This is a genomic window from Geobacillus sp. (assembly GCF_017515625.1).
In the GTDB taxonomy this organism is placed as follows: Bacteria; Bacillota; Bacilli; order Bacillales; family Anoxybacillaceae; genus Geobacillus; species Geobacillus stearothermophilus.
Genome location: NZ_JAFWFM010000067.1, coordinates 19,778 through 40,019 on the forward strand (window position 1 = coordinate 19,778; position 20,242 = coordinate 40,019).

The 20,242-nt window shown below is 53.0% G+C and carries 18 protein-coding genes, 4 tRNA genes and 3 pseudogenes; 22 read left to right on the forward strand and 3 right to left on the reverse strand.

What is annotated here, in order from left to right; genetic code table 11:
* The first annotated feature begins 114 nt into the window (after window positions 1–114).
* The 3 genes and pseudogenes from IKE44_RS04335 (at window position 115) to IKE44_RS04345 (ending at window position 2,141) form a co-directional block, all read left to right on the forward strand.
* Window positions 115–621 (forward strand): spore coat protein, encoded by a 507-nt coding sequence (locus tag IKE44_RS04335; protein WP_287465124.1) that lies wholly within the window; start codon window positions 115–117, stop codon window positions 619–621.
* Between the two features lie 133 nt (window positions 622–754).
* A pseudogene (locus IKE44_RS04340) lies at window positions 755–1,093 on the forward strand (ROK family protein); the annotation flags it as partial.
* 226 nt (window positions 1,094–1,319) lie between these two features.
* Complete coding sequence (locus IKE44_RS04345; RefSeq protein ID WP_033016517.1) at window positions 1,320–2,141, forward strand: undecaprenyl-diphosphate phosphatase; 822 nt, start codon at window positions 1,320–1,322, stop codon at window positions 2,139–2,141.
* A 407-nt stretch (window positions 2,142–2,548) separates the two neighbouring features.
* Here the strand turns inward: IKE44_RS04345 and IKE44_RS04350 are convergent, their stop codons facing one another.
* Entirely contained in the window at window positions 2,549–3,622 is a 1,074-nt protein-coding gene (locus IKE44_RS04350) for an undecaprenyldiphospho-muramoylpentapeptide beta-N-acetylglucosaminyltransferase (RefSeq protein ID WP_033016518.1), read from the reverse strand.
* Between the two features lie 364 nt (window positions 3,623–3,986).
* Here IKE44_RS04350 and IKE44_RS04355 point away from each other — a divergent pair, with 364 nt between their 5' ends.
* The 8 genes and pseudogenes from IKE44_RS04355 to cshA all read left to right on the forward strand — a co-directional run bounded on the left by IKE44_RS04355 (window position 3,987) and on the right by cshA (window position 11,537).
* On the forward strand, window positions 3,987–4,715 hold the full coding sequence (locus IKE44_RS04355; protein WP_049624467.1) for a polysaccharide deacetylase family protein: 729 nt from the start codon (window positions 3,987–3,989) through the stop codon (window positions 4,713–4,715).
* Between the two features lie 10 nt (window positions 4,716–4,725).
* Window positions 4,726–5,337: a DedA family protein gene (locus IKE44_RS04360; RefSeq protein WP_049624466.1), complete on the forward strand. Its 612-nt coding sequence runs from the start codon at window positions 4,726–4,728 to the stop codon at window positions 5,335–5,337.
* Window positions 5,334–6,476: an MGDG synthase family glycosyltransferase gene (locus IKE44_RS04365; protein ID WP_049624465.1), complete on the forward strand. Its 1,143-nt coding sequence runs from the start codon at window positions 5,334–5,336 to the stop codon at window positions 6,474–6,476. Before IKE44_RS04360 ends, IKE44_RS04365 begins: the two co-directional genes overlap by 4 nt.
* Before the next feature lie 158 nt (window positions 6,477–6,634).
* Entirely contained in the window at window positions 6,635–7,729 is a 1,095-nt protein-coding gene (locus IKE44_RS04370; protein ID WP_064213530.1) for a D-alanine--D-alanine ligase, read from the forward strand.
* 15 nt (window positions 7,730–7,744) lie between these two features.
* Window positions 7,745–9,121: a UDP-N-acetylmuramoyl-tripeptide--D-alanyl-D-alanine ligase gene (locus tag IKE44_RS04375; RefSeq protein WP_033016545.1), complete on the forward strand. Its 1,377-nt coding sequence runs from the start codon at window positions 7,745–7,747 to the stop codon at window positions 9,119–9,121.
* A gap of 72 nt (window positions 9,122–9,193) precedes the next feature.
* A pseudogene (locus IKE44_RS04380) lies at window positions 9,194–9,499 on the forward strand (alpha/beta hydrolase); the annotation flags it as partial.
* 156 nt (window positions 9,500–9,655) lie between these two features.
* Window positions 9,656–10,072, forward strand: a pseudogene (locus tag IKE44_RS04385) (alpha/beta hydrolase); the annotation flags it as partial.
* Between the two features lie 61 nt (window positions 10,073–10,133).
* Window positions 10,134–11,537: a degradosome RNA helicase CshA gene (cshA, locus tag IKE44_RS04390; protein WP_287465118.1), complete on the forward strand. Its 1,404-nt coding sequence runs from the start codon at window positions 10,134–10,136 to the stop codon at window positions 11,535–11,537.
* Window positions 11,538–11,548: 11 nt separating this feature from the next.
* Here cshA and IKE44_RS04395 read toward each other — a convergent pair whose 3' ends face one another.
* Window positions 11,549–12,166: a rhomboid family intramembrane serine protease gene (locus IKE44_RS04395; RefSeq protein ID WP_287465120.1), complete on the reverse strand. Its 618-nt coding sequence runs from the start codon at window positions 12,164–12,166 to the stop codon at window positions 11,549–11,551.
* A gap of 118 nt (window positions 12,167–12,284) precedes the next feature.
* On the opposite strand from IKE44_RS04395, the gene acpS reads away from it, so the two are divergent.
* The 6 genes from acpS (at window position 12,285) to IKE44_RS04425 (ending at window position 18,639) form a co-directional block, all read left to right on the forward strand.
* Complete coding sequence (acpS, locus tag IKE44_RS04400) at window positions 12,285–12,674, forward strand: holo-ACP synthase (protein WP_033010299.1); 390 nt, start codon at window positions 12,285–12,287, stop codon at window positions 12,672–12,674.
* Window positions 12,675–12,753: 79 nt separating this feature from the next.
* Window positions 12,754–13,773 (forward strand): LolA family protein, encoded by a 1,020-nt coding sequence (locus IKE44_RS04405; protein WP_033016553.1) that lies wholly within the window; start codon window positions 12,754–12,756, stop codon window positions 13,771–13,773.
* Window positions 13,774–14,016: 243 nt separating this feature from the next.
* Complete coding sequence (gene alr, locus IKE44_RS04410) at window positions 14,017–15,183, forward strand: alanine racemase (protein WP_033016557.1); 1,167 nt, start codon at window positions 14,017–14,019, stop codon at window positions 15,181–15,183.
* A gap of 114 nt (window positions 15,184–15,297) precedes the next feature.
* The gene (locus IKE44_RS04415; protein ID WP_033010302.1) at window positions 15,298–15,579 is read left to right on the forward strand and encodes a CopG family ribbon-helix-helix protein; all 282 of its coding nucleotides are present in this window, start codon (window positions 15,298–15,300) and stop codon (window positions 15,577–15,579) included.
* A 4-nt stretch (window positions 15,580–15,583) separates the two neighbouring features.
* Window positions 15,584–15,934: a type II toxin-antitoxin system endoribonuclease NdoA gene (gene ndoA, locus IKE44_RS04420; RefSeq protein ID WP_003253417.1), complete on the forward strand. Its 351-nt coding sequence runs from the start codon at window positions 15,584–15,586 to the stop codon at window positions 15,932–15,934.
* Window positions 15,935–16,476: 542 nt separating this feature from the next.
* On the forward strand, window positions 16,477–18,639 hold the full coding sequence (locus tag IKE44_RS04425; protein WP_049624463.1) for a Tex family protein: 2,163 nt from the start codon (window positions 16,477–16,479) through the stop codon (window positions 18,637–18,639).
* 57 nt (window positions 18,640–18,696) lie between these two features.
* On the opposite strand, the gene cmpA is transcribed toward IKE44_RS04425, so the two are convergent.
* Window positions 18,697–18,810: a cortex morphogenetic protein CmpA gene (cmpA, locus tag IKE44_RS04430; RefSeq protein ID WP_121625977.1), complete on the reverse strand. Its 114-nt coding sequence runs from the start codon at window positions 18,808–18,810 to the stop codon at window positions 18,697–18,699.
* Window positions 18,811–18,903: 93 nt separating this feature from the next.
* Between cmpA and IKE44_RS04435 the strand changes: the two genes are divergently transcribed.
* From IKE44_RS04435 to IKE44_RS04455, 5 genes are all read left to right on the forward strand, one after another.
* Window positions 18,904–19,365, forward strand: a complete 462-nt coding sequence (locus IKE44_RS04435; RefSeq protein WP_033016555.1) for a SprT family protein — start codon at window positions 18,904–18,906, stop codon at window positions 19,363–19,365.
* A 438-nt stretch (window positions 19,366–19,803) separates the two neighbouring features.
* A tRNA-Asn gene (locus IKE44_RS04440) sits at window positions 19,804–19,878 on the forward strand.
* A gap of 6 nt (window positions 19,879–19,884) precedes the next feature.
* Window positions 19,885–19,977 (forward strand) — tRNA-Ser (locus IKE44_RS04445).
* A 16-nt stretch (window positions 19,978–19,993) separates the two neighbouring features.
* Window positions 19,994–20,065 (forward strand) — tRNA-Glu (locus IKE44_RS04450).
* Window positions 20,066–20,095: 30 nt separating this feature from the next.
* Window positions 20,096–20,171: transfer RNA gene (locus IKE44_RS04455), tRNA-Asp, on the forward strand.
* Window positions 20,172–20,242: the final 71 nt, after the last annotated feature.

Consider the following 20,242-nt stretch of genomic DNA (forward strand, 5'->3'; position numbering starts at 1 on the left):
CCTTTTTTGCCGATACGGAAGGCCCGTACAATGGTGACCGTTTCCTTTTTATAGGCATATAACAGTAAATGGAAATGAACTGATAAAAAACGAGGGGGAAGCGTGATGAACCATATGCATGGGCAAATGCACGGCCATCGCCATTTGGCATGGCATGAAACGTTGGAGCTGCATGAATTGATCGCTTTTCAGGCCAACGCGTTAATGAAAATGAAAAAGGCTGTCGGCGAGATCGACTGTCCTGAGTTGAAAGGGCTTTATACGGAAACGATTCAAGGATTGGAAACGAACTTGCGCGAGCTGCTTGCCTTCATTCCGGCGGCACCGATGATGGAAGAAAGCCGCGACCATGATGATGGCGACCGGGTCTTGCACGCTGGCGATTTGCTTGGCTTTTCAAAAACGGCAGTGCGTAATTATGCTGCTGCCATTACCGAGGCGGCGACGCCGGTGTTGCGCAAAACGTTTGTCAAACATCTGCTCAAAGCCATTGACACGCACGAAAAAGCGTTCAACTATATGTATGAACGTGGTTACTATCCGGCGTACGACCTCGCCCAGCTTCTTTATCATGATGTCCGTAATGCGCAAAAGGCGTTGTCAATGGGATATGAACGATGATGGAAACGAGCCGCTCCCGCCAACGGAGCGGCTTCTTTCATTGCGGCAGGGAGGTGCAGACGATTGGATCACGAATACATAAAGCATAAAATAAAGCAAGGAAATAGTGAAAAGAATGAAGGAGGCGCCATCGATGCGTTGCTATATCGTTTTCGACATTGGCGGCACGTATGTGAAACATGCCGTCATGAACGAGCGCGGTGATTTTTTGGAAAAGGGGCGCTACCGTTCGGAGCGTCATGACTTTCAACGGTTTCGCGACGACTTGCTTCGCGTCGTCCGCCACGCGCAGGCGAGTTACGAACTTTCTGGCATCGCGATCAGTTCGGCAGGCAGCGTCGACAGCGACATCGGTGTCATTGGCGGAAGCAGCGCCTTGCCGTGCATTCACGGCCCTAACTTTAAAGACGTATTCGGCGGGGCGACGGGTCTGCCGGTGGAGCTGGAAAATGATGCGAACTGTGCGGCGCTTTGTACCACTACCTAGAACGGCGTGGGGAGATGGGGGCAGGCCCATTTCCGCCCGCTGACTGATGACTGACGCTCTTCCCGGCATCACACCCATCCAAAAACGTGCGGGTAGTAGAAACGAATGATTTGTAGTACAATAGAGCAGGCACGGCCGAAGCAGGGTGTTATTTCGCCCGCCCGGCCCATATGTATAAAAAGGACGACCCCGCGCAGAAAGGATGGAACGAATGAACTGGATCGAGCTGTTGAAGGCGGTTATTTTAGGGATGGTCGAGGGGCTGACCGAGTTTGCCCCTGTGTCTTCGACCGGGCATATGATCATTGTGGACGATCTTTGGTTGAAATCGACCGAGTTTTTAGGCAAGTACGCGGCGAATACGTTTAAAGTCGTTATCCAGCTCGGCTCGATTTTGGCCGCTGTTGTGGTGTTTAAAGACCGATTTCTCGATTTGCTTGGTTTCCGCGGCCGCCATCCGGGCGGACATCCGCGGCTGACGCTTCTTCACGTCATCGTCGGCCTGCTTCCAGCCGGGGTGCTCGGCGTCTTGTTTGAAGACTACATCGACGAACATTTGTTTTCTACGAAAACGGTGCTCATCGGCCTTGTGCTCGGCGCGCTGCTCATGATCGCCGCCGACAAATTCGCGAAAAGAGCTGCGCGGGCGCAGACGGTCGACGAAATTACGTACAAACAGGCGTTTCTCGTCGGATTGGTGCAATGCTTATCGTTATGGCCCGGTTTTTCCCGCTCCGGTTCGACGATTGCCGGCGGGGTGCTCGTCGGCATGAGCCATCGCGCCGCCGCCGATTTCACGTTCATTATGGCTGTTCCGATCATGGCTGGGGCGAGCGGGCTGTCGCTGTTGAAAAACTGGCAATACGTCACGGCTGCCGACATCCCGTTTTTCATCGCCGGTTTTTTGAGCGCCTTCGTCTTTGCCTTGCTGGCGATCCGTTTCCTCTTGCAGCTCATCAACCGCATCCGCCTCGTGCCGTTTGCGGTATATCGGATCGTGCTAGCCGTTGTTATTTCTTTGTTATACTTTTAGTCGCGCCGCTTGGCGGAGGTGTTCCGCCGGGCGGTTGTTTGTTATCTTCTACTTTTACTCTGTTGGCTGGCATGCATTCCGCTTAGGGGAACAAAAGATGATGGATTGTAGAAGACCAAGGATTTAAGGGGAAATGTTGTGCTTCAACAAGGTTTTTCAAATAGAAAAGTCTTGAAACATCATCATTTGCTTTTGGGCGAGCTCCCTAAACCGCATGAATTCGTTGTTTTTCGCCAGTCCGTCTTCTAAAAAATGTTAAGAAAAGTAAAAAAATAGTTGTTGCTTTCTATACTATGGATTATAATACGGATAAGCCGTTTAGTCGAGTTGCTTATTTCCATGCCTATGCAAAATAAGGCGATGCCGAAAAAACGGCCGTGGTTAGCCGCGTCAGGCATCGCCTGCTTTCACCGGCGGGCGGTGTCTTGAATGATGGAAAGCAATGTTTGCAGCGGATCGCTTCCGCCGGCTTTCTCCATGTTTTTCCGGTAGCGCTCTTTGTTTTCATATAGGCGGCGAATGGCGGCATAGAACGATTCGTTTGTCAAGTCTTCTTCCATCAGCACTTCCGCATAGCCCGCGTTTTTAAACGAGCGGGCGTTGAGAATTTGGTCGCCGCGGCTTGCCGCTTTCGAGAGCGGGATGAGCAGCATCGGCTTGCGCAAGGCGAGCAGTTCGAAAATGGCGTTTGCGCCCGCGCGAGAGACGACGATGTCGGCCAAAGCCAACAAGTGTGGCAGCTCTTCGTTGACGTATTCGAACTGTTTGTATCCTTTTTGGTCTGCGAGGCTTGGGTCGATGTTTCCTTTGCCGCAAATGTGGATGATGTCAAATTCGGCAAGCAGCGTTGATAAGTTGGCGCGCAAGGCGTCGTTGATTCTTTTCGAGCCTAAGCTGCCGCCCATCGCCAGCAGCACCGGTTTTTTGCCGTCGAACTGGCACATCCTCCGCCCTTGGGCAACGCTGCCGTGCTTCAGTTCCTCGCGGACGACGGCGCCGATGTAGACCGCTTTATCGGCGCTGACGTGTTGCTTCGTTTCCGGAAAGGTGAGGCAAATTTTCGTCGCAAAGGGCATGGCGATTTTGTTTGCAAGACCAGGCGTCAAGTCGGATTCATGAATCACCGACGGTACACCGTTCAGCCAGGCGCCAAGAATGACGGGAACGGAGACGAATCCGCCTTTGGAGAACACGACGTCCGGCCTTTCTTTTTGGATAAGGCGGTACGCCTGCCAAACGCCTTTTAGCACGTTGAACGGATCTTTAAAGTTTTTCCAGTCAAAATAGCGTCGCAGTTTTCCGGTCGAAACCGAATAGTACGGTACGCCGTCGATGCGGCCGATGATCTCCCGTTCAATTCCCTCGTGAGAGCCGATGTAGATGATGTCCCAGCCTTGTGCTTTTAGTTTCGGAATCAAGGCGACGTTGACCATCACATGGCCAGCCGTGCCGCCGCCGGTTAAGACGATTTTCTTTCGCAATGCAGATCACCTGTCTTTTTGCAAGATGAATAACGTACAATGCGGCCGTCCCGTTCCGGCCGTCCGGCGGAACGGATATGCCGATGAATTGCTCTTTGCGGCTAGAGTTTCATACCGATTATGTATTATAGCAGATGCAATGTCATTTATGGAGGAAACCGATCGGCTGGACGTTTCGTATAGAAAAAGGGAACGCTTGGGCGTCACATGAAAATTTCATTGTTTTCCTTTTGATTTTTCATCGAAATTATATATTATTATTAAATTTAGTAGTCTGTATTATATATTATTTATTATTATAAATTTAGTAGTCTGTTCGCACGTTGTGATTTTTTAAAGGAAAAAATATTGCGAGGTGAGGACGATGTTGGCATGGCTTTTCGGTTGTCTGATCGCTGGAATCATCGTTTACGGGGTTGTGCCGACGATCGTCATTCGCAAAAAGCGGGTACTGTTGTTTCGGGAAGGAACAGCGCCCGATTGCCTTGCTTTGACGTTTGATGACGGTCCTGACCCGTATTATACGCCAAAACTGTTGGATTTATTAAAGAAACACGGTGTCAAGGCGACGTTTTTCGTCGTCGGCCGCAAAGCGGAACGTTATCCGGACATTGTGCGGCGCATGGTGGAGGAAGGCCATGAAGTCGGCATTCACAACTATCGCCATATAAGCAACTGGCTTGTGCCGCCGTTTTGGCTCGATTGGGGGGTGCGCCGCGCCGCTGCGGCGATTGAGCGGGCGACGGGCCAACGACCGATTTATTACCGCCCTCCGTGGGGGCATTTTAACGCATGGGCACCGATCGTACAAAAACGGTATACGACCGTGTTATGGACGCATATTGTTGGCGACTGGAACGCCAAACTGGGGGAAATGGAGTTGTTCCGCCGGTTAAAAGGAGCGTTGCGCGGCGGAGCTGTGATTGTTCTTCATGACAACGGCGATGCGTTGGGGGCCGACCGGCATGCGCCGGAGCAAATGTTGTCAGCGCTTGAGCTGCTGCTGAAAGATGAAGCAGCGAGAAAGATGCGCTGGGTGACGATTACAGAAATGAGAAACGCGCAAACTAACAAACGAATCTCGTCGATGTGATGGGGGAGCCATGGAAACAGGTGTATGGTTGCCGTACGTTCAGTCGTACGGATATGTGACGCTGTTTTTGTTTTTATTTTGCGGCATTGTCGGCATCCCAGCGCCGGAGGAAAGTTTGCTTTTTTTCGTCGGTTTGATCGTCGCCAAGGAGCAGCTGCTGCTTTGGCCGTCGCTCGCGTCATGCTGGGGAGGAGCGATGACCGGCATGGTGGCGGCGTATGGCGCCGGACGATGGTGGGGGGCGCCGTTTATGAAAAAGTACGGCAAATACGTGGGAATTACGGACGAGCGGTGGGGGAGGGCTCAGCTTTGGTTCCGCCGTTATGGGAAATGGGGCATTTTGTTCAGCTGTTATGCGCCAGGCGTCCGGCAAATCTTCCCGTATATGGCGGGGGTAAGCCGGTTTCCGTTTCGGCCGTTTTTGCTGCTTGCAGCGCTTGGAACGGCTGGATGGGTCGCCCCGATGATGTTCGTTGGGCTGCTGCTCGGCCGGCATGTCCATATTCCCCTCGTTTCTTTCCCGCTTGTCGGATTGGCGTTGTTTTTGCTGTTTTTGCTTGCGGCGTGGATCGGACAGCGGAGGCGCAAAAATCTTTCGAAAGCTAAAGGGTGCGATCGATGATGAAAGTGTTGTTCTTGCCGTTGTTTCAAATGAACACGGGACACCATAAAGTCGCGGATACGTTGATCGATTTTTTGCGGCGCCAGTTTCCGGCGGTCGAAAGCAAAAAAATCGATTTTTTGAGCTATTGCAATGAACTGATGGAAAAAATGGTGTCAGAAGCGTATTTGCGCTGGATTCGTTCACATCCCGCTTCCTATCATCGCGTGTACAAAACGTTTATGTATCAAGAGCCGCCGCGGTTCGAGTTTGTTTCATTTGAGCCATGGCTGCCATATTTCGAAAGCAAAATGAAAAAAATGCTCGAGCAGGAACGGCCGGATTTGATCGTTTGCACCCACTCGTTTCCGTCTCGCATTTTGCAGCAGCTTAAGCGGAAACAGGCGTTGTTTGTTCCTGTGGTGAACGTCTATACCGATTTTTTCATGAACAGCGTCTGGGGGAAACGGTTTATCGATTATCACTTCGTCCCCCATCCAGAGGCGAAATGGGAACTGGTCACAAAATACGGGATTGACGAAGGGCGCATCGTGGTCACAGGCATTCCGGTTCATGATGCGTTTCGGATCACGACGGAAACGCGGCGAAAGAGGTGGCCGGCCCATATACTTGTCGCCGGCGGAAGCCAAGGGCTTGGCAATATGATGGCCTTTTTGCGGGCGGCCCAGGCATCGACGCTGTTTCGCTATTCCGTGCTATGCGGCGCCAACCGCCAGTTATACGACGAAATTTCCAGCTGGAATCTCCCGCACATCCGTCCGCTCCCGTACATTGCCGACCCGGAAGAAATGAACCGGCTGTATGATGAGGTGGACGCGGTGGTGACAAAGCCGGGTGGAGTGACGGTGAGCGAGCTGCTTCATAAACGCATTCCGATGTTTACGATCGATTGTCTGCCGGGTCAGGAGCGCATCAATTTGCAATATTTGCAGCGGAACGGCTTGATTTACCATTTAGCTGAACCAGACCGCGGCGAGCGGGCCATGTTGCGCCTGCTCAATGATGATGTTGAGAAAAACCGGTTTTTCCGCCGTGTGTCCGACTATTTCGCCGGGGTGGAGAAAACGGGGCAGGAAGCGCTCGCCGAAATGGTGGCGGCGATGCCGAGGCGTCGCGCCCAGCGTGTGCTTCACCCGTAGCGTGGGCCATCTAACGGACGTTAGATAGCATTTTTTTGTGCCGGGTGGATGCCCCAAGAGTAGCGAAACAAGCTGCACCGTACATATAAAATATCAGACCGTTGGGCGCGAAACGTGTTACAATAGGAACGATGGCCAAGGAAAGAGGAGGAACGAAGATGAAAACGAGAGTCGGAGTGTTGTATGGCGGGAAGTCGCCGGAGCATCAAGTATCGTTGTCAACGGCGATGGCAGTGATGAACGCCATCGATCCCCATAAGTTTGATGTGATTCCGATTTACATTACTCCACAAGGGCAGTGGATTAAAGGAAAGCGATTGACCGGACCGGTCAAAGAAGTGAAACAGCTGCAGTTCACGTCGACAGCGACGGCCATGATCCCGGTATCTTTAAACCAGGTGCCGGCGTCGGAATCGTCGTCTGCGGACAGCGAGGAAACGATTGACGTCATCTTCCCGCTTTTGCATGGGCCGAACGGCGAAGACGGAACTGTGCAAGGACTGCTCGAAATGTTAAACCTCCCGTACGTAGGCAACGGTGTGCTTGCCTCGGCCGTCGGCATGGATAAAGTGATTATGAAAAACTTGTTTGCCCAAGCCGGGCTGCGCCAGGCGAAATATGTGGCGGTGACCAAATATGACTGGCAAAAAAGCGGGGAAGCCGTTTACGACCGGATCGAACAAGAGCTTGGCTACCCGTGCTTTGTCAAGCCGGCCAACGCCGGTTCGAGCGTCGGCATTTCGAAATGCAAACAGCGCGGCGATTTGCACAAGGCGTTTGCCGAAGCGTTTAAGTATGACCGGAAAATCATCATTGAAGAAGCGATCGTCGGCCGGGAGATCGAGATCGGCGTCATCGGCAATGATGAACCGATTTGTTCGGTCGTCGGAGAAATTGTGCCAAAAAAGGAATTTTACGACTATGAGGCAAAATATGAAGACGGACAAACGGAACTGATTATTCCCGCTAAGGTGACGCCAGAGCAGTATGAAACGATTAAGGAAATGGCCCTTGCCGCGTTTAAAGCACTTGACTTGTCCGGGCTCGTGCGTGCCGACTTTTTCCTCGCTGAAGATGGCACTGTGTATATTAACGAAATCAATACGATGCCGGGATTTACCCCGTACAGCATGTTTCCGCTTCTTTGGCAGCACAGCGGCGTGCCGTATCCGGAACTGATCGAGCGCCTCATTGCGCTGGCGTTGGAACGGCATCAAGAAAAGCAGACGATCACGTACACATTTGAAAAATAAAGAGGGTGAAAGCGGATGATGAAACGGACGGTGCGGCAAATTGCGGAGATGTCAGGCGGTCGGTGCGTGAAGTCGGAATGGGAGACGATTGCCGTCAGCGGTGTATCGACAGACACGAGAGCGATCCAAGCCGGCAACTTGTACGTTCCGCTTATTGGCGCGAAGTTTAACGGCCATGCCTTTGTGAACGAGGCGGTGCAAAAAGGAGCGGCAGCAGTGCTGTGGGCGGAAGCGGAAGGGACGCCGCCAGAAGGTGTTCCGGCGATTATCGTTGACGATACCCTTTCGGCGTTGCAGCGGCTTGCCGCCCGTTACCGCCAACAGCTTGGGCTGAAAGTGGTTGGCGTGACCGGCAGCAACGGCAAAACGACGACAAAAGATATGATTGCTGCGTTGTTGGCGGCCAACTACCGCGTGCAAAAAACAGAAGGCAACCTTAACAATCATATCGGCGTGCCGTTGACGCTGCTTTCGCTCGAGGAAGACACAGAGATTGCCGTTGTCGAAATGGGGATGAGCGGATTCGGCGAAATCGAGCGGCTCACGTTGATTGCCAAACCGGATGCAGCCGTCATTACCAACATCGGGGAATCACATTTGCAAGAGCTTGGTTCACGGGAAGGCATCGCCAAAGCCAAATTGGAAATTTTGGAAGGGGTGCACCACGATGGCTTGTTCGTCTACCATGGCGACGAACCGCTGTTGGCCGAGCGGGTCCCGCATTTATCTCTTCCCCGCCACGTCGTGACATTTGGAGCGGGAGCGGAAAACGACTACTACCCGACCGATGTGTGCATTGAAGCGGGGGGGACGTCATTTGCCATTAACGTGCTTCCGGGTCGGACGCTCTTTATGCCGGTGTTGGGAAAACATCACGTATACAACGCGCTCGCAGCCATCGCGGTAGCCCGCTTTTTTGGCGTCGATTGGGAAGGCATTGATGCGTCTCTCTCCCGCCTGCAAGTGACGCGCATGCGTACGGAAGTCGTCAAGACGAAATATGGCTTTACCGTCATTAATGACGCCTACAATGCTAGCCCGACATCGATGCGCGCCGCCTTGACGCTGCTTGGGGAATTAGGCGGCTACCGGCAAAAAATCGCCGTATTGGGCGATATGTTGGAGCTTGGTGACGAAGAAGTGGCGTTTCATCGAGAGATCGGGGAGGTGCTGCGGCCGGGAATGGTGGACTATGTGTTCACTTACGGGCCGCTTTCGCACCATATCGCCGCGGCGGCCGCCCCATTTTTTGATGATGGACGGGTGAGGGAGTTCGACGATAAAGCAGCGTTGGCCGAGGCCGTGCGTTCCGTCGCGACTTCGGATGACATTGTTTTATTGAAAGCATCGCGCGGCATGAAATTGGAAGAGTTGCTTCGATATTGGGTGTAACATCAAGCAACCCGAGAGAAACTAAAAGCGGCGTCACAGGCGCCGCTTTTCATTCGGGCGGGGGTGGAAATGATGATCGGCTGTTTATGTATTCACGGGTTTACGGGAAGTCCAGAAGAAGTGGCGCCGCTGGCCGATTATTTGCGAGAGCGGACCGATTGGATGATCGAAACGCCGACCTTGCCGGGCCACGGAAGCGAACTGCGGTTGAAAGGAATTACATACGACCAATGGATCGCAGCGGCGGAACAAGCGTTTTTAGCGCTCCATCACCGTTGCAGTGTGGTGTATGTCATTGGGTTTTCAATGGGTGGAGTGATCGCCGTCTACTTGGCGGAAAAATACCCGGTCGCCAAACTCGTGCTGCTAAGCGCTGCGTTTTACCTCATATTTCGCAACCTTTGCATAATATACAAAAAATGACCAAAATATTCGCATAAAAATAAACTTTTATACAGATATTGTAAAATAACTAATTTTTATTCGATGAAATCAGGTTTATTTTGAATTTTTATTCAAGGTGCGAAATGTGAGTTTTACTATGTCAACCCGCGCCAATTATGGCGCGACATCCGCGAGATGTTTGCCAATGGATGGAAAGGAGCGCGGGAGCACCCACTGTTTCTCCGCTATCGAAACAAAATGATGGCGACGCCGTTTTCAGCTGTCAGGGAGTTTCGCAAACTCGTCCGCGATGTGCGTCCCCGACTTCCGCGCGTCGCGGCACCCGCGCTCATTGTGCAAGGAGAAAAAGATGGGATCGTGCCGCTAAAAAGCGCCTATTATTTATATGAGCAGATTGGATCGGCGGAAAAAAAGCTGTTGCTTTTGCCCAATTCGTTCCATCATGTTTGTCATAGTATCGATCGGCACGTTCTGTTTGCTGAGGTGGAAACATTTTTGCGCGCTGCCCATGCCCATCATTGCAAATCACCGCATAACATGGTATGATAACTGTCAAACCTTTCTCACGAATCAGGGACGATTTTGAATTTAAGGAGTTTGGATAACATTGACGACATTCCAAGAACTAGGATTAAGTCAAGAAGTGATGAAAGCTGTCGAGCGGATGGGATTTGAAGAAACGACCCCGATTCAGGCAAAAACGATCCCGCTCAGCCTGCAAAACAAAGATGTCATTGGCCAAGCGCAAACCGGAACTGGGAAAACGGCGGCGTTTGGTATTCCGATTGTGGAAAAAGTGGACGTAAAAAACGGCGCCGTTCAAGCGCTCGTTGTCGCGCCGACGCGGGAGCTCGCCATTCAAGTGTCGGAAGAGCTGTATAAAATCGGCGCGGTGAAGCGGGTGCGCGTCCTGCCGATTTATGGAGGACAAGATATTGAACGGCAAATTCGCGCCTTGAAAAAACATCCGCACGTCATCGTCGGCACGCCGGGCCGCATTCTTGACCATATCAACCGCGGCACGCTGCGTCTTGAGCACGTGCATACCGTCGTGCTCGATGAGGCGGACGAGATGCTCAACATGGGGTTTATCGAGGACATTGAAGCGATTTTAAGCCATGTGCCGACCGGTCGGCAGACGCTCCTGTTTTCCGCAACGATGCCGGACCCGATCCGCCGCATCGCCGAGAGGTTCATGAATGAACCGGAGCTCGTGAAGGTCAAGGCGAAAGAGATGACCGTGCCGAACATTCAACAGTACTACTTAGAAGTGCACGAGAAAAAGAAATTTGACATTTTGACGCGGCTTCTCGATATTCAGGCGCCGGAGCTTGCGATCGTGTTCGGCCGCACGAAGCGGCGCGTCGATGAGCTTGCCGAGGCGCTCAACTTGCGCGGTTATGCGGCGGAAGGCATCCACGGCGATTTAAGCCAGGCGAAGCGCCTGTCGGTGTTGCGCAAGTTTAAAGAAGGATCGATCGAAATTTTAGTCGCAACCGACGTTGCCGCGCGTGGATTGGATATTTCCGGCGTGACGCACGTATATAACTTCGACATCCCGCAGGATCCGGAAAGCTACGTCCATCGGATCGGGCGGACAGGTCGCGCCGGGAAAATGGGTGTGGCGATGACGTTTGTCACGCCAAGGGAGATCGGCCAACTTCGCCATATTGAGCGGACGACGAAGCGGAAAGTGGAGCGGATGAAGCCGCCAACGCTCGATGAGGCGCTGGAAGGCCAACAGCGCATTGCCATTGAGAAGCTTCTCAATGTGGCGGAAACGGAAAACTTGTCGTTTTACAAGCGGGCCGCCGAGGAGCTGCTGGAAGAGCATGATTCGGTGACGCTTGTCGCCGCCTGCTTGAAAATGTTGACGCGCGAGCCGGATACTACGCCGGTAAAACTGACCGAAGAGCCGCCATTAGCGGTCAAGCGGGAGAAAAAACGGGGCGGCCGCCCGGACGGCTCCGCGCGCGGACGGACGAAAAAACGGCGGATTACGGCGCATTAAGCGCCGTTTTTTCATGGCCGGGCGACATGAAACGGCGGCGGCTCGGGGCGGACGGTCAAAAACGGAGCGAGCAGCCCGCCGGTGACAAAGCCGAACAGATGGGCGATGAGGTTGCCGTCCGGCTCCATCAAGCCGAGCAACAGGTTGATGGCCATAGCGGCCAACAGCAACTGGGCGTGCCGGGGGGCGATGAGGTCGCGGCGAAAAAGGGCGAGATAGCTGTACATGCCAAATAAGGAGAAAATGGCGCCCGACGCCCCAACATGGCTGTACATCGGCGGAAGAAGCAAGGCGGTGGCAAGGTTGGCGCCGACGCCTCCCCCGATATAAAGAAGCAAAAACTTCCTTTTCCCAAGCGCTTGCTCGAGCCACGAGCCGAACAACCATAAGGAGAGGCTGTTTGCGGCTAAATGGTCGAAATCGAGGTGCAATAAAAGCGGGCTGACAAGCCACCAATACTCCCCATGGCGGATGGCGCCGTTCGTTCCGACGATGCTCTGCCAGACTGGCTCAAGCGCCGGAAGAGGAAGCGTGAACAACCCCCATAAGCCAACATGGACGAGCAACAGGATGAATACGGCGGGGCAAAGGCGAGGCAGCGGCCGACCGTCCCCGGTACGGTGAAACATGAACGAGCCTCCTTTCTTGGCAGGAAACCAAACATATGTATTGCTATAAGCCATCTTATGCGCGACGGCCGGAAAAAATTTGTCCGCGGCCGGCAAACCGATAGCAGGGGGGAACGCGATGATCATTGGCATCGGCATTGACATTGTGGAATTGGAGCGCATTCGGTCCATCCTTGCCCGCAGCCGCAAACTCCCGGAGCGGATTTTAACGCCGCGGGAGAAGGCGCAGTTTGATGAGTTGCCGCCTGCCCGGCAGGTGGAATTTCTCGCCGGACGGTTTGCGGCGAAGGAAGCGTACGCCAAAGCGCTCGGGACAGGAATTGGACGGCATTTGTCATTTCAGGATATTGAAATCGCCACAGATGCCTACGGGAAACCGCGCATTGCTGCTGACTGCGACCGCGAAGTCGTTCATCTTTCCATTTCCCATAGCCGCGATTATGCGGTTGCCCAAGTCGTCATCGAGCGGTTGGAACCATTCAAGCCGTTCGATCTTTGTCATAGCTAGTCTGCATATTCCCGGGTGTTGTCTCATATATTGTAGTGCATGGACAGAAACCGATATATGAGGCAAAGGGGTTGAAGCGATGGGCAGAAAGGTGCTTATGGCATTGGTCGGCATCATCTTTCTATTTGTGTTAGCTGGCTGCGGATCCAAATCGCAGGAGGAAGTGTTCAAGGCGCTGAATGAAAAGATGGATGAGATGACAGGTTACCAAGCGGAAACGAAAATGACGTTCCACACCGGCGCCGAGCCGCAAGTATACCATGTGGAAGTGTGGCATAAGCAGCCGTCGTACTACCGCGTCAGCTTGAAAAACGCCGACAAAGGGCAAAGCCAAGTGATTTTGCGCAATGATGAGGGGGTATTCGTCTTTACACCCGCCCTCAACAAAAGCTTCAAGTTTGTCAGCGATTGGCCGAAAAACAGCAGCCAAGCGTATTTGTACGAATCGCTCGTCAAAGACATTTTGAGCGATCCAAAGGCAAAGTTTAAGGAAACGAAAAATTATTACGTGTTCGAGACAAAAACGAACTACCCGAACAGTGAGGTCGTCCCAACACAGGAGATTACACTGCGCAAAAAAGATTTGGCGCCGGTCTCGGTCAAAGTGATGGATACCGACCGGAAAGCATTGTTGACGGTCGAATTCTCCAATGTTGAATTTAACAAAAAGTTTGATGACGATGCGTTCGACACGTCCAAAAACATGACCGGGGCGCGTCTTGAGGTGCCAACGATGGCCGCAGGAAAAGAACAAGTGATGGAAGTCATGTACCCTGATTTGAGCCGGCTGCCTGAAGGAGTGAAAATGCTCGAGGAAAAAGAGGTCAAAAGTGAGAGTGGCAAACGAGTGATTATGACGTTTGGCGGCAAAAAATCATTTACGCTCGTTCAAGAAAAAGCGGAAGTGCTTCCGGCAACGAGCATGCCCGTCTTGGTGAACGGCGATCCCGTCGATTTAGGCTTCACCGTCGGCGCTCTCACCGATCGAACGCTGACATGGTCGTACAACGGGGTGGAGTTTACGCTCGCCTCGGACGATTTGACTCCACAAGAAATGATAATGGTGGCCAGCACAGTGCAGGAAAAAGCGGCAAAATAACGATGCCATCCGAAAAAAAGGCGTGTCTCCCCGCTTCCGAAAGCAGGGGAGCCGTCTTTTTTCTATTGCCCGATTGGAGTTGCGGCACCGGTGCAGCCAACCGCAGCGCCCGTCCAACGTTTTTCACTGTCTTTGTACGCTTTCCCCTATTCCTTCTTCCGCAATGGCATGGTAAACTAAAAAAGGACAAAAATGATTTCGAGCGCTTTCAAGTTTGCGCAACAGGAAAGGCAGCGAGAAACCATGAACGACTTTCATCGCGATACGTGGGCGGAAGTGGATTTGGACGCCATTTACGACAATGTGGCGAATTTGCGCCGTTTGCTGCCGGACGACACGCACATTATGGCGGTCGTGAAGGCGAACGCCTATGGACATGGGGATGTGCAGGTGGCAAGGACAGCGCTCGAAGCGGGGGCCTCCCGCCTGGCGGTTGCCTTTTTGGATGAGGCGCTCGCTTTAAGGGAAAAAGGAATCGAAGCGCCGATTCTAGTTCTCGGGGCTTCCCGTCCAGCTGATGCGGCGCTGGCCGCCCAGCAGCGCATTGCCCTGACCGTGTTCCGCTCCGACTGGTTGGAAGAAGCGTCCGCCCTTTACAGCGGCCCTTTTCCTATTCATTTCCATTTGAAAATGGACACCGGCATGGGACGGCTTGGAGTGAAAGACGAGGAAGAGACGAAACGAATCGTAGCGCTGATTGAGCGCCATCCGCATTTTGTGCTTGAAGGGGTGTACACGCATTTTGCGACTGCGGATGAGGTGAACACCGATTATTTTTCCTATCAGTATACCCGTTTTTTGCACATGCTCGAATGGCTGCCGTCGCGCCCGCCGCTCGTCCATTGCGCCAACAGCGCAGCGTCGCTCCGTTTCCCTGACCGGACGTTCAATATGGTCCGCTTCGGCATTGCCATGTATGGGCTTGCCCCGTCGCCCGGCATCAAGCCGCTGCTGCCGTATCCATTAAAAGAAGCATTTTCGCTCCATAGCCGCCTCGTACACGTCAAAAAACTGCAACCAGGCGAAAAGGTGAGCTATGGTGCGACGTACACTGCGCAGACGGAGGAGTGGATCGGGACGATTCCGATCGGCTATGCGGACGGCTGGCTCCGCCGCCTGCAGCACTTTCATGTCCTTGTTGACGGACAAAAGGCGCCGATTGTCGGCCGCATTTGCATGGACCAGTGCATGATCCGCCTGCCTGGTCCGCTGCCGGTCGGCACGAAGGTGACACTGATTGGTCGCCAAGGGGACGAGGTAATTTCCATTGATGATGTCGCTCGCCATTTGGAAACGATCAACTACGAAGTGCCTTGCACGATCAGTTATCGAGTGCCCCGTATTTTTTTCCGCCATAAGCGTATAATGGAAGTGAGAAACGCCATTGGCCGCGGGGAAAGCAGTGCATAATCTGCTTCAAAAGACAAAGGATAGAAAATGGAGAAATGACTTTGCAGCGCCGTTGTTTAATGGTATCATGAAGTGGAAGCAATGAATGGCTGCAGTTCGTGGAGGTGTATATTTGTGTCGGAATCTGGCGCAACGACGGAAATCATCGTTCGTTTGCCGCAGTCGCTGCTGACGGAGCTCGACGTCCTCGTCAAACAGGAGAACGGCAATCGCAATGAACTTATTTACCAGGCGACGAAAATGTATATCCGGGAGCGGAAAAAGCGGCAAATTCGCGAAGCGATGAGACGTGGCTACATGGAAATGGCGAAAATCAATTTATCTATTGCTTCTGAAGCGTTTCATGCTGAATACGAGGCCGATCACACCGTTGAACGCTTAGTTAGCGGGGGGTAATGCTTTGATTGTCAAACGTGGCGACGTGTATTTTGCGGACCTTTCCCCGGTTGTTGGCTCAGAGCAGGGCGGCGTCCGCCCCGTGTTGGTGATCCAAAACGATATCGGCAATCGCTTCAGTCCAACGGTTATTGTAGCGGCGATCACGGCGCAAATCCAAAAGGCAAAGCTGCCGACGCATGTCGAGATCGATGCGAAGCGCTACGGGTTTGAGCGGGACTCGGTCATTTTGCTTGAACAAATCCGTACGATTGATAAGCAGCGGCTGACTGACAAAATCACCCATCTGGATGATGAGATGATGGACAAAGTCGATGAAGCGCTGCAAATCAGCTTAGGGCTGATCGACTTTTGAAGCAAGCGCAAGGAAATCTTTCCGCTTCAGCGTGAGGGACGCCAAAACAGCAAGTGTTGCTGTGGGAAGATCAATCGATGCGCGTGGAAGCAGCATGGGTGCGCAACGTCTCATGGCAGCGATGTCGGCTCACCGGCCAAACGGGCAGATCGGCTCATGGAACGGTCTGTCCCCTCTATTGGCATTTATGTGTATTCTTTCACAAAGAGGCTACGAATAAGTAGCTCTTTTTTTGTCATCCCCGGTCCGGAACTCTCTCCCTGCCCAAGCTCGGTGCAACCGGCGGGGAATGATGGCTTCCTCTTGCTTCGAATGGACAAAAGATCAGCGGGTGCGTCCGGATTGCGGTGCGGTTGCGGCTGGGACATCGTGCTAACGGGAATATGTTGCGTGAAGAAACGTCGTTTGCCGTCTTCGGAAGGCGGCCGAAGTGTGGAATACGCAGAGACGGTCTAGCGGGTAGCTGTTTGCAAACATTGCTCATTTTCAGGAGCGAGTGTAGATGGGAGAACGTGCAAGGCTGTGCATAAGGAGGGAACGTGTTGGCGATTGAACAGCGTTTGATTCAAACGATCGCTGATGAACAACGGCTGGCAGCCAAACAAGTTGAAAACGTCATCAGCCTGCATCAGGAAGGAAATACGATTCCATTTATCGCCCGCTACCGGAAAGAGATGACGGGTGCGCTCGATGAAGTGCAAATTCGTGCGGTGCTTGAGCGCTGGGAGTATTTGCAGCATTTAGAGCAGCGGAAAGAAGAAGTCATTCGGCTGATCGATGAGCAAGGGAAATTGACCGAAGAGCTGAAAAACGCGATTATCAGCGCCACGAAACTGCAGCAAGTCGAAGATTTGTACCGCCCGTACCGGCAAAAGCGGCGCACGAAGGCGACGATTGCGAAAGAAAAAGGGCTTGAGCCGCTTGCCGATTGGCTTCTTTCCTGCCCTGCCGCCCCAACTCCGGAAGAGCAGGCCCGGGCGTTCATTGACACAGAAAAAGGGGTCGCAACGGCAGACGAGGCGCTGCAAGGGGCGAAGGACATCATCGCCGAGCGGGTGGCCGACGATGCCGCTCTTCGTCAATGGGCGCGGGAACAGACGTGGCGGAAAGGGATGATCGTGTCCACCGCGAAGGCGTCGGAGAAGGACGAAAAAAACGTATACGAGATGTATTACGACTACGAAGAACCTGTGGCGAAAATCGTCCCCCATCGTGTCTTGGCGCTGAACCGCGGCGAAAAAGAGGAGGTGCTGCGCGTCTCGGTCCAAGCCCCTGCCGAAGAAATCATCCGCTATTTGCAGCGGCAAACGATCGTCAACGAGGCGTCCCCGGCCGCCCGGCTCGTGGCTGAAGCGGTGGAAGACGGATACAAACGGCTGATGGAGCCCGCCATTGAGCGCGACATCCGCAACGAGTTGACGGAGAAAGCGGAAGAGCGGGCGATCCATATTTTTGCCGAGAATTTACGCAAACTGCTTCTTCAGCCGCCATTGAAAGGAAAAACGGTGCTCGGTATCGACCCAGCCTACCGAACGGGATGCAAGCTTGCCGTTGTTGATGAAACAGGGAAGCTGCTTCATATCGATGTCATTTACCCACACCCGCCGCAAGAGAAAAAGGATGAAGCGAGGACAAAGATTCTTCGTTTACTTGACGACTATCATGTGGATATGATCGCCATCGGCAACGGAACAGCCTCTCGGGAAACTGAACAGTTTGTCGCCGACACGCTGAAGCATGTGCAACGCGATATCTTTTATTTGATTGTCAATGAAGCAGGAGCGAGCGTCTACTCGGCTTCCGACCTTGCACGCGCCGAGTTTCCCGACTTGCAAGTTGAAGAGCGGAGCGCCGTCTCAATCGCCCGCCGCGTCCAAGACCCGCTCGCCGAACTGGTGAAGATTGACCCGAAATCGGTTGGCGTCGGCCAATACCAGCACGATGTGTCGCAAAAAAAGCTGGCGGAGTCGCTCCGTTTCGTCGTGGAGACGGTCGTCAATCAAGTCGGCGTCAACGTCAACACGGCGTCCGTTTCGCTGCTCCAATACGTCTCGGGACTGACGAAAACCGTCTCCGAAAACATTGTCAAACGCCGCGAAGAGCAAGGGAAATTCCGCAGCCGCGAGGAGCTGAAAACGATCCCGCGTCTTGGGGCGAAAACGTATGAGCAATGCATCGGGTTTTTGCGCATTGTCGACGGCGACGAGCCGCTTGACCGCACGCCGATTCACCCCGAGCGGTACGCGGAAGTGAAGCAGTTGTTGCAAAAGTTAGGATTTACAACCGCCGCCATCGGCAGCAATGAGCTTCGCCAAGCGCTGCAAGCCATCGATGTGAAAGCAGCGGCATCCGAATTCGGCATCGGGGAACTGACGCTCCGCGACATCATTGACGCGTTGTGCCGCCCAGAGCGCGACCCGCGCGACGAGCTGCCCAAGCCGATATTGCGAAAAGACGTTTTGAAAATGGAAGACTTAAAGCCAGGCATGGAGCTCGAAGGAACGGTGCGCAACGTCGTCGACTTCGGCGCCTTTGTCGACATCGGCGTCAAACAGGACGGGCTCGTGCACATTTCCAAGCTAAGCAAACAATACGTCCGCCATCCGCTTGATGTCGTCTCCGTCGGCGACGTCGTCAAAGTGTGGGTGGAAAGGGTTGATGCAGCGAAAGGAAGAATTTCATTATCGATGCTTCCGCCGGAATAAGCTGGAGAGGCTGTCCCGTACTGCCCAATGAACAGCAGGGACAGCCTCAAACATATGTTACGGACAGTGCTTCCTTTGATAAAAAAACCAGCATTGGTTTAACAGCTTAATTTGATCAAGATTTTTCTCATAATAGGCTCGTCTCATCTGATTTTTTAGCCACGTAGGCAAAACAGTCACCTCCCTAACATACGGAAAGGTAGTATATAATGTATGTAGCTGCGCATTGTCCTGTGCTGAAAACATAAAAGGGGGGCGCCTGTCATGGATCAAAAACGCTTGCAAGCGCTCGTTGAACAAATTTCCATAAGCACATTTGGCAAGCCGTTCCGCCATACCGCTTTCTTCAACCCTCGTTTGCGCACCACCGGCGGGCGCTACATGTTGCAGACGCATAACATTGAGCTCAATCAAAAACATTACGAGCAGTTCGGCGAGGAAGAATTGATCGCCATTATCAAACATGAGCTTTGCCATTACCACTTGCACCTTGAGGGAAAAGGCTACCGCCATCGCGACCGCGACTTCCGCGAACTGCTGCAAAAAGTGGGGGCGCCTCGCTATTGTCGTCCAATCGGCCAAAAAACAGACAGGTCGAAAACGATCTATACATACATTTGCACATCTTGCGGCCTGACGTACACTCGAAAAAAGCGCATGAACACCGCCCGCTACGTCTGCGGGAACTGCCGCGGGCGGCTTAAACTAGCGAACCAACGCCGTTGAACGCTTCCTTGCTTATGCCGAACCCTATTAGGAACATCCGCCGTGTCTTTCCCGAAGGAAACGAAACTTTTTATGGAGCTCTTGTATCACGGCACGGATATGCGAACGTCCTCTTCGAAAAGAGAGCAGTATCACATTTTGCAAAAAAAAGTGGTTGACAATTAAATTGGCCATATGCTAAATTATAAAAGCCGTCGCCAAACGGCGATGAAACAAACAGCAAAAAACATGTTGACAAAGAGTCGACAGCTCAATATAATAGATAATGTCGATTGTGAAAGTGTAGGAAATCTGAGCCGTTCCACAATAGTTCAACGATGAGCATTAGCATCGTCGAATTCACTACGAGTTGTCTCGACGCATCTTGCCTCCTTGAATTATCTGGAAGGGGAAGAGGTAACGAGCACATCGTAAAGTATAGCATAATTCCTTCATCATTCCGCAATAGCTCAGCGGTAGAGCAACCGGCTGTTAACCGGTAGGTCGTAGGTTCGAATCCTACTTGCGGAGCCAGTGTTTGGAGAAGTACCCAAGTGGCTGAAGGGGACGGTTTGCTAAACCGTTAGGTCGTGACTTAACGGCGCGCGGGTTCAAATCCCGCCTTCTCCGCCACTTTCGATAGTCGCATGGCCCGTTGGTCAAGTGGTTAAGACACCGCCCTTTCACGGCGGTAACACGGGTTCGAATCCCGTACGGGTCACTTACAGCGCGGGGGTTTCCCGCGGATTGCGGTCCCGTAGTGTAGTGGTTAACATGCCTGCCTGTCACGCAGGAGATCGCGGGTTCGAGTCCCGTCGGGACCGCCATTACACCAATCGCTGGGCCATAGCCAAGCGGTAAGGCAACGGACTTTGACTCCGTGATGCGCTGGTTCGAA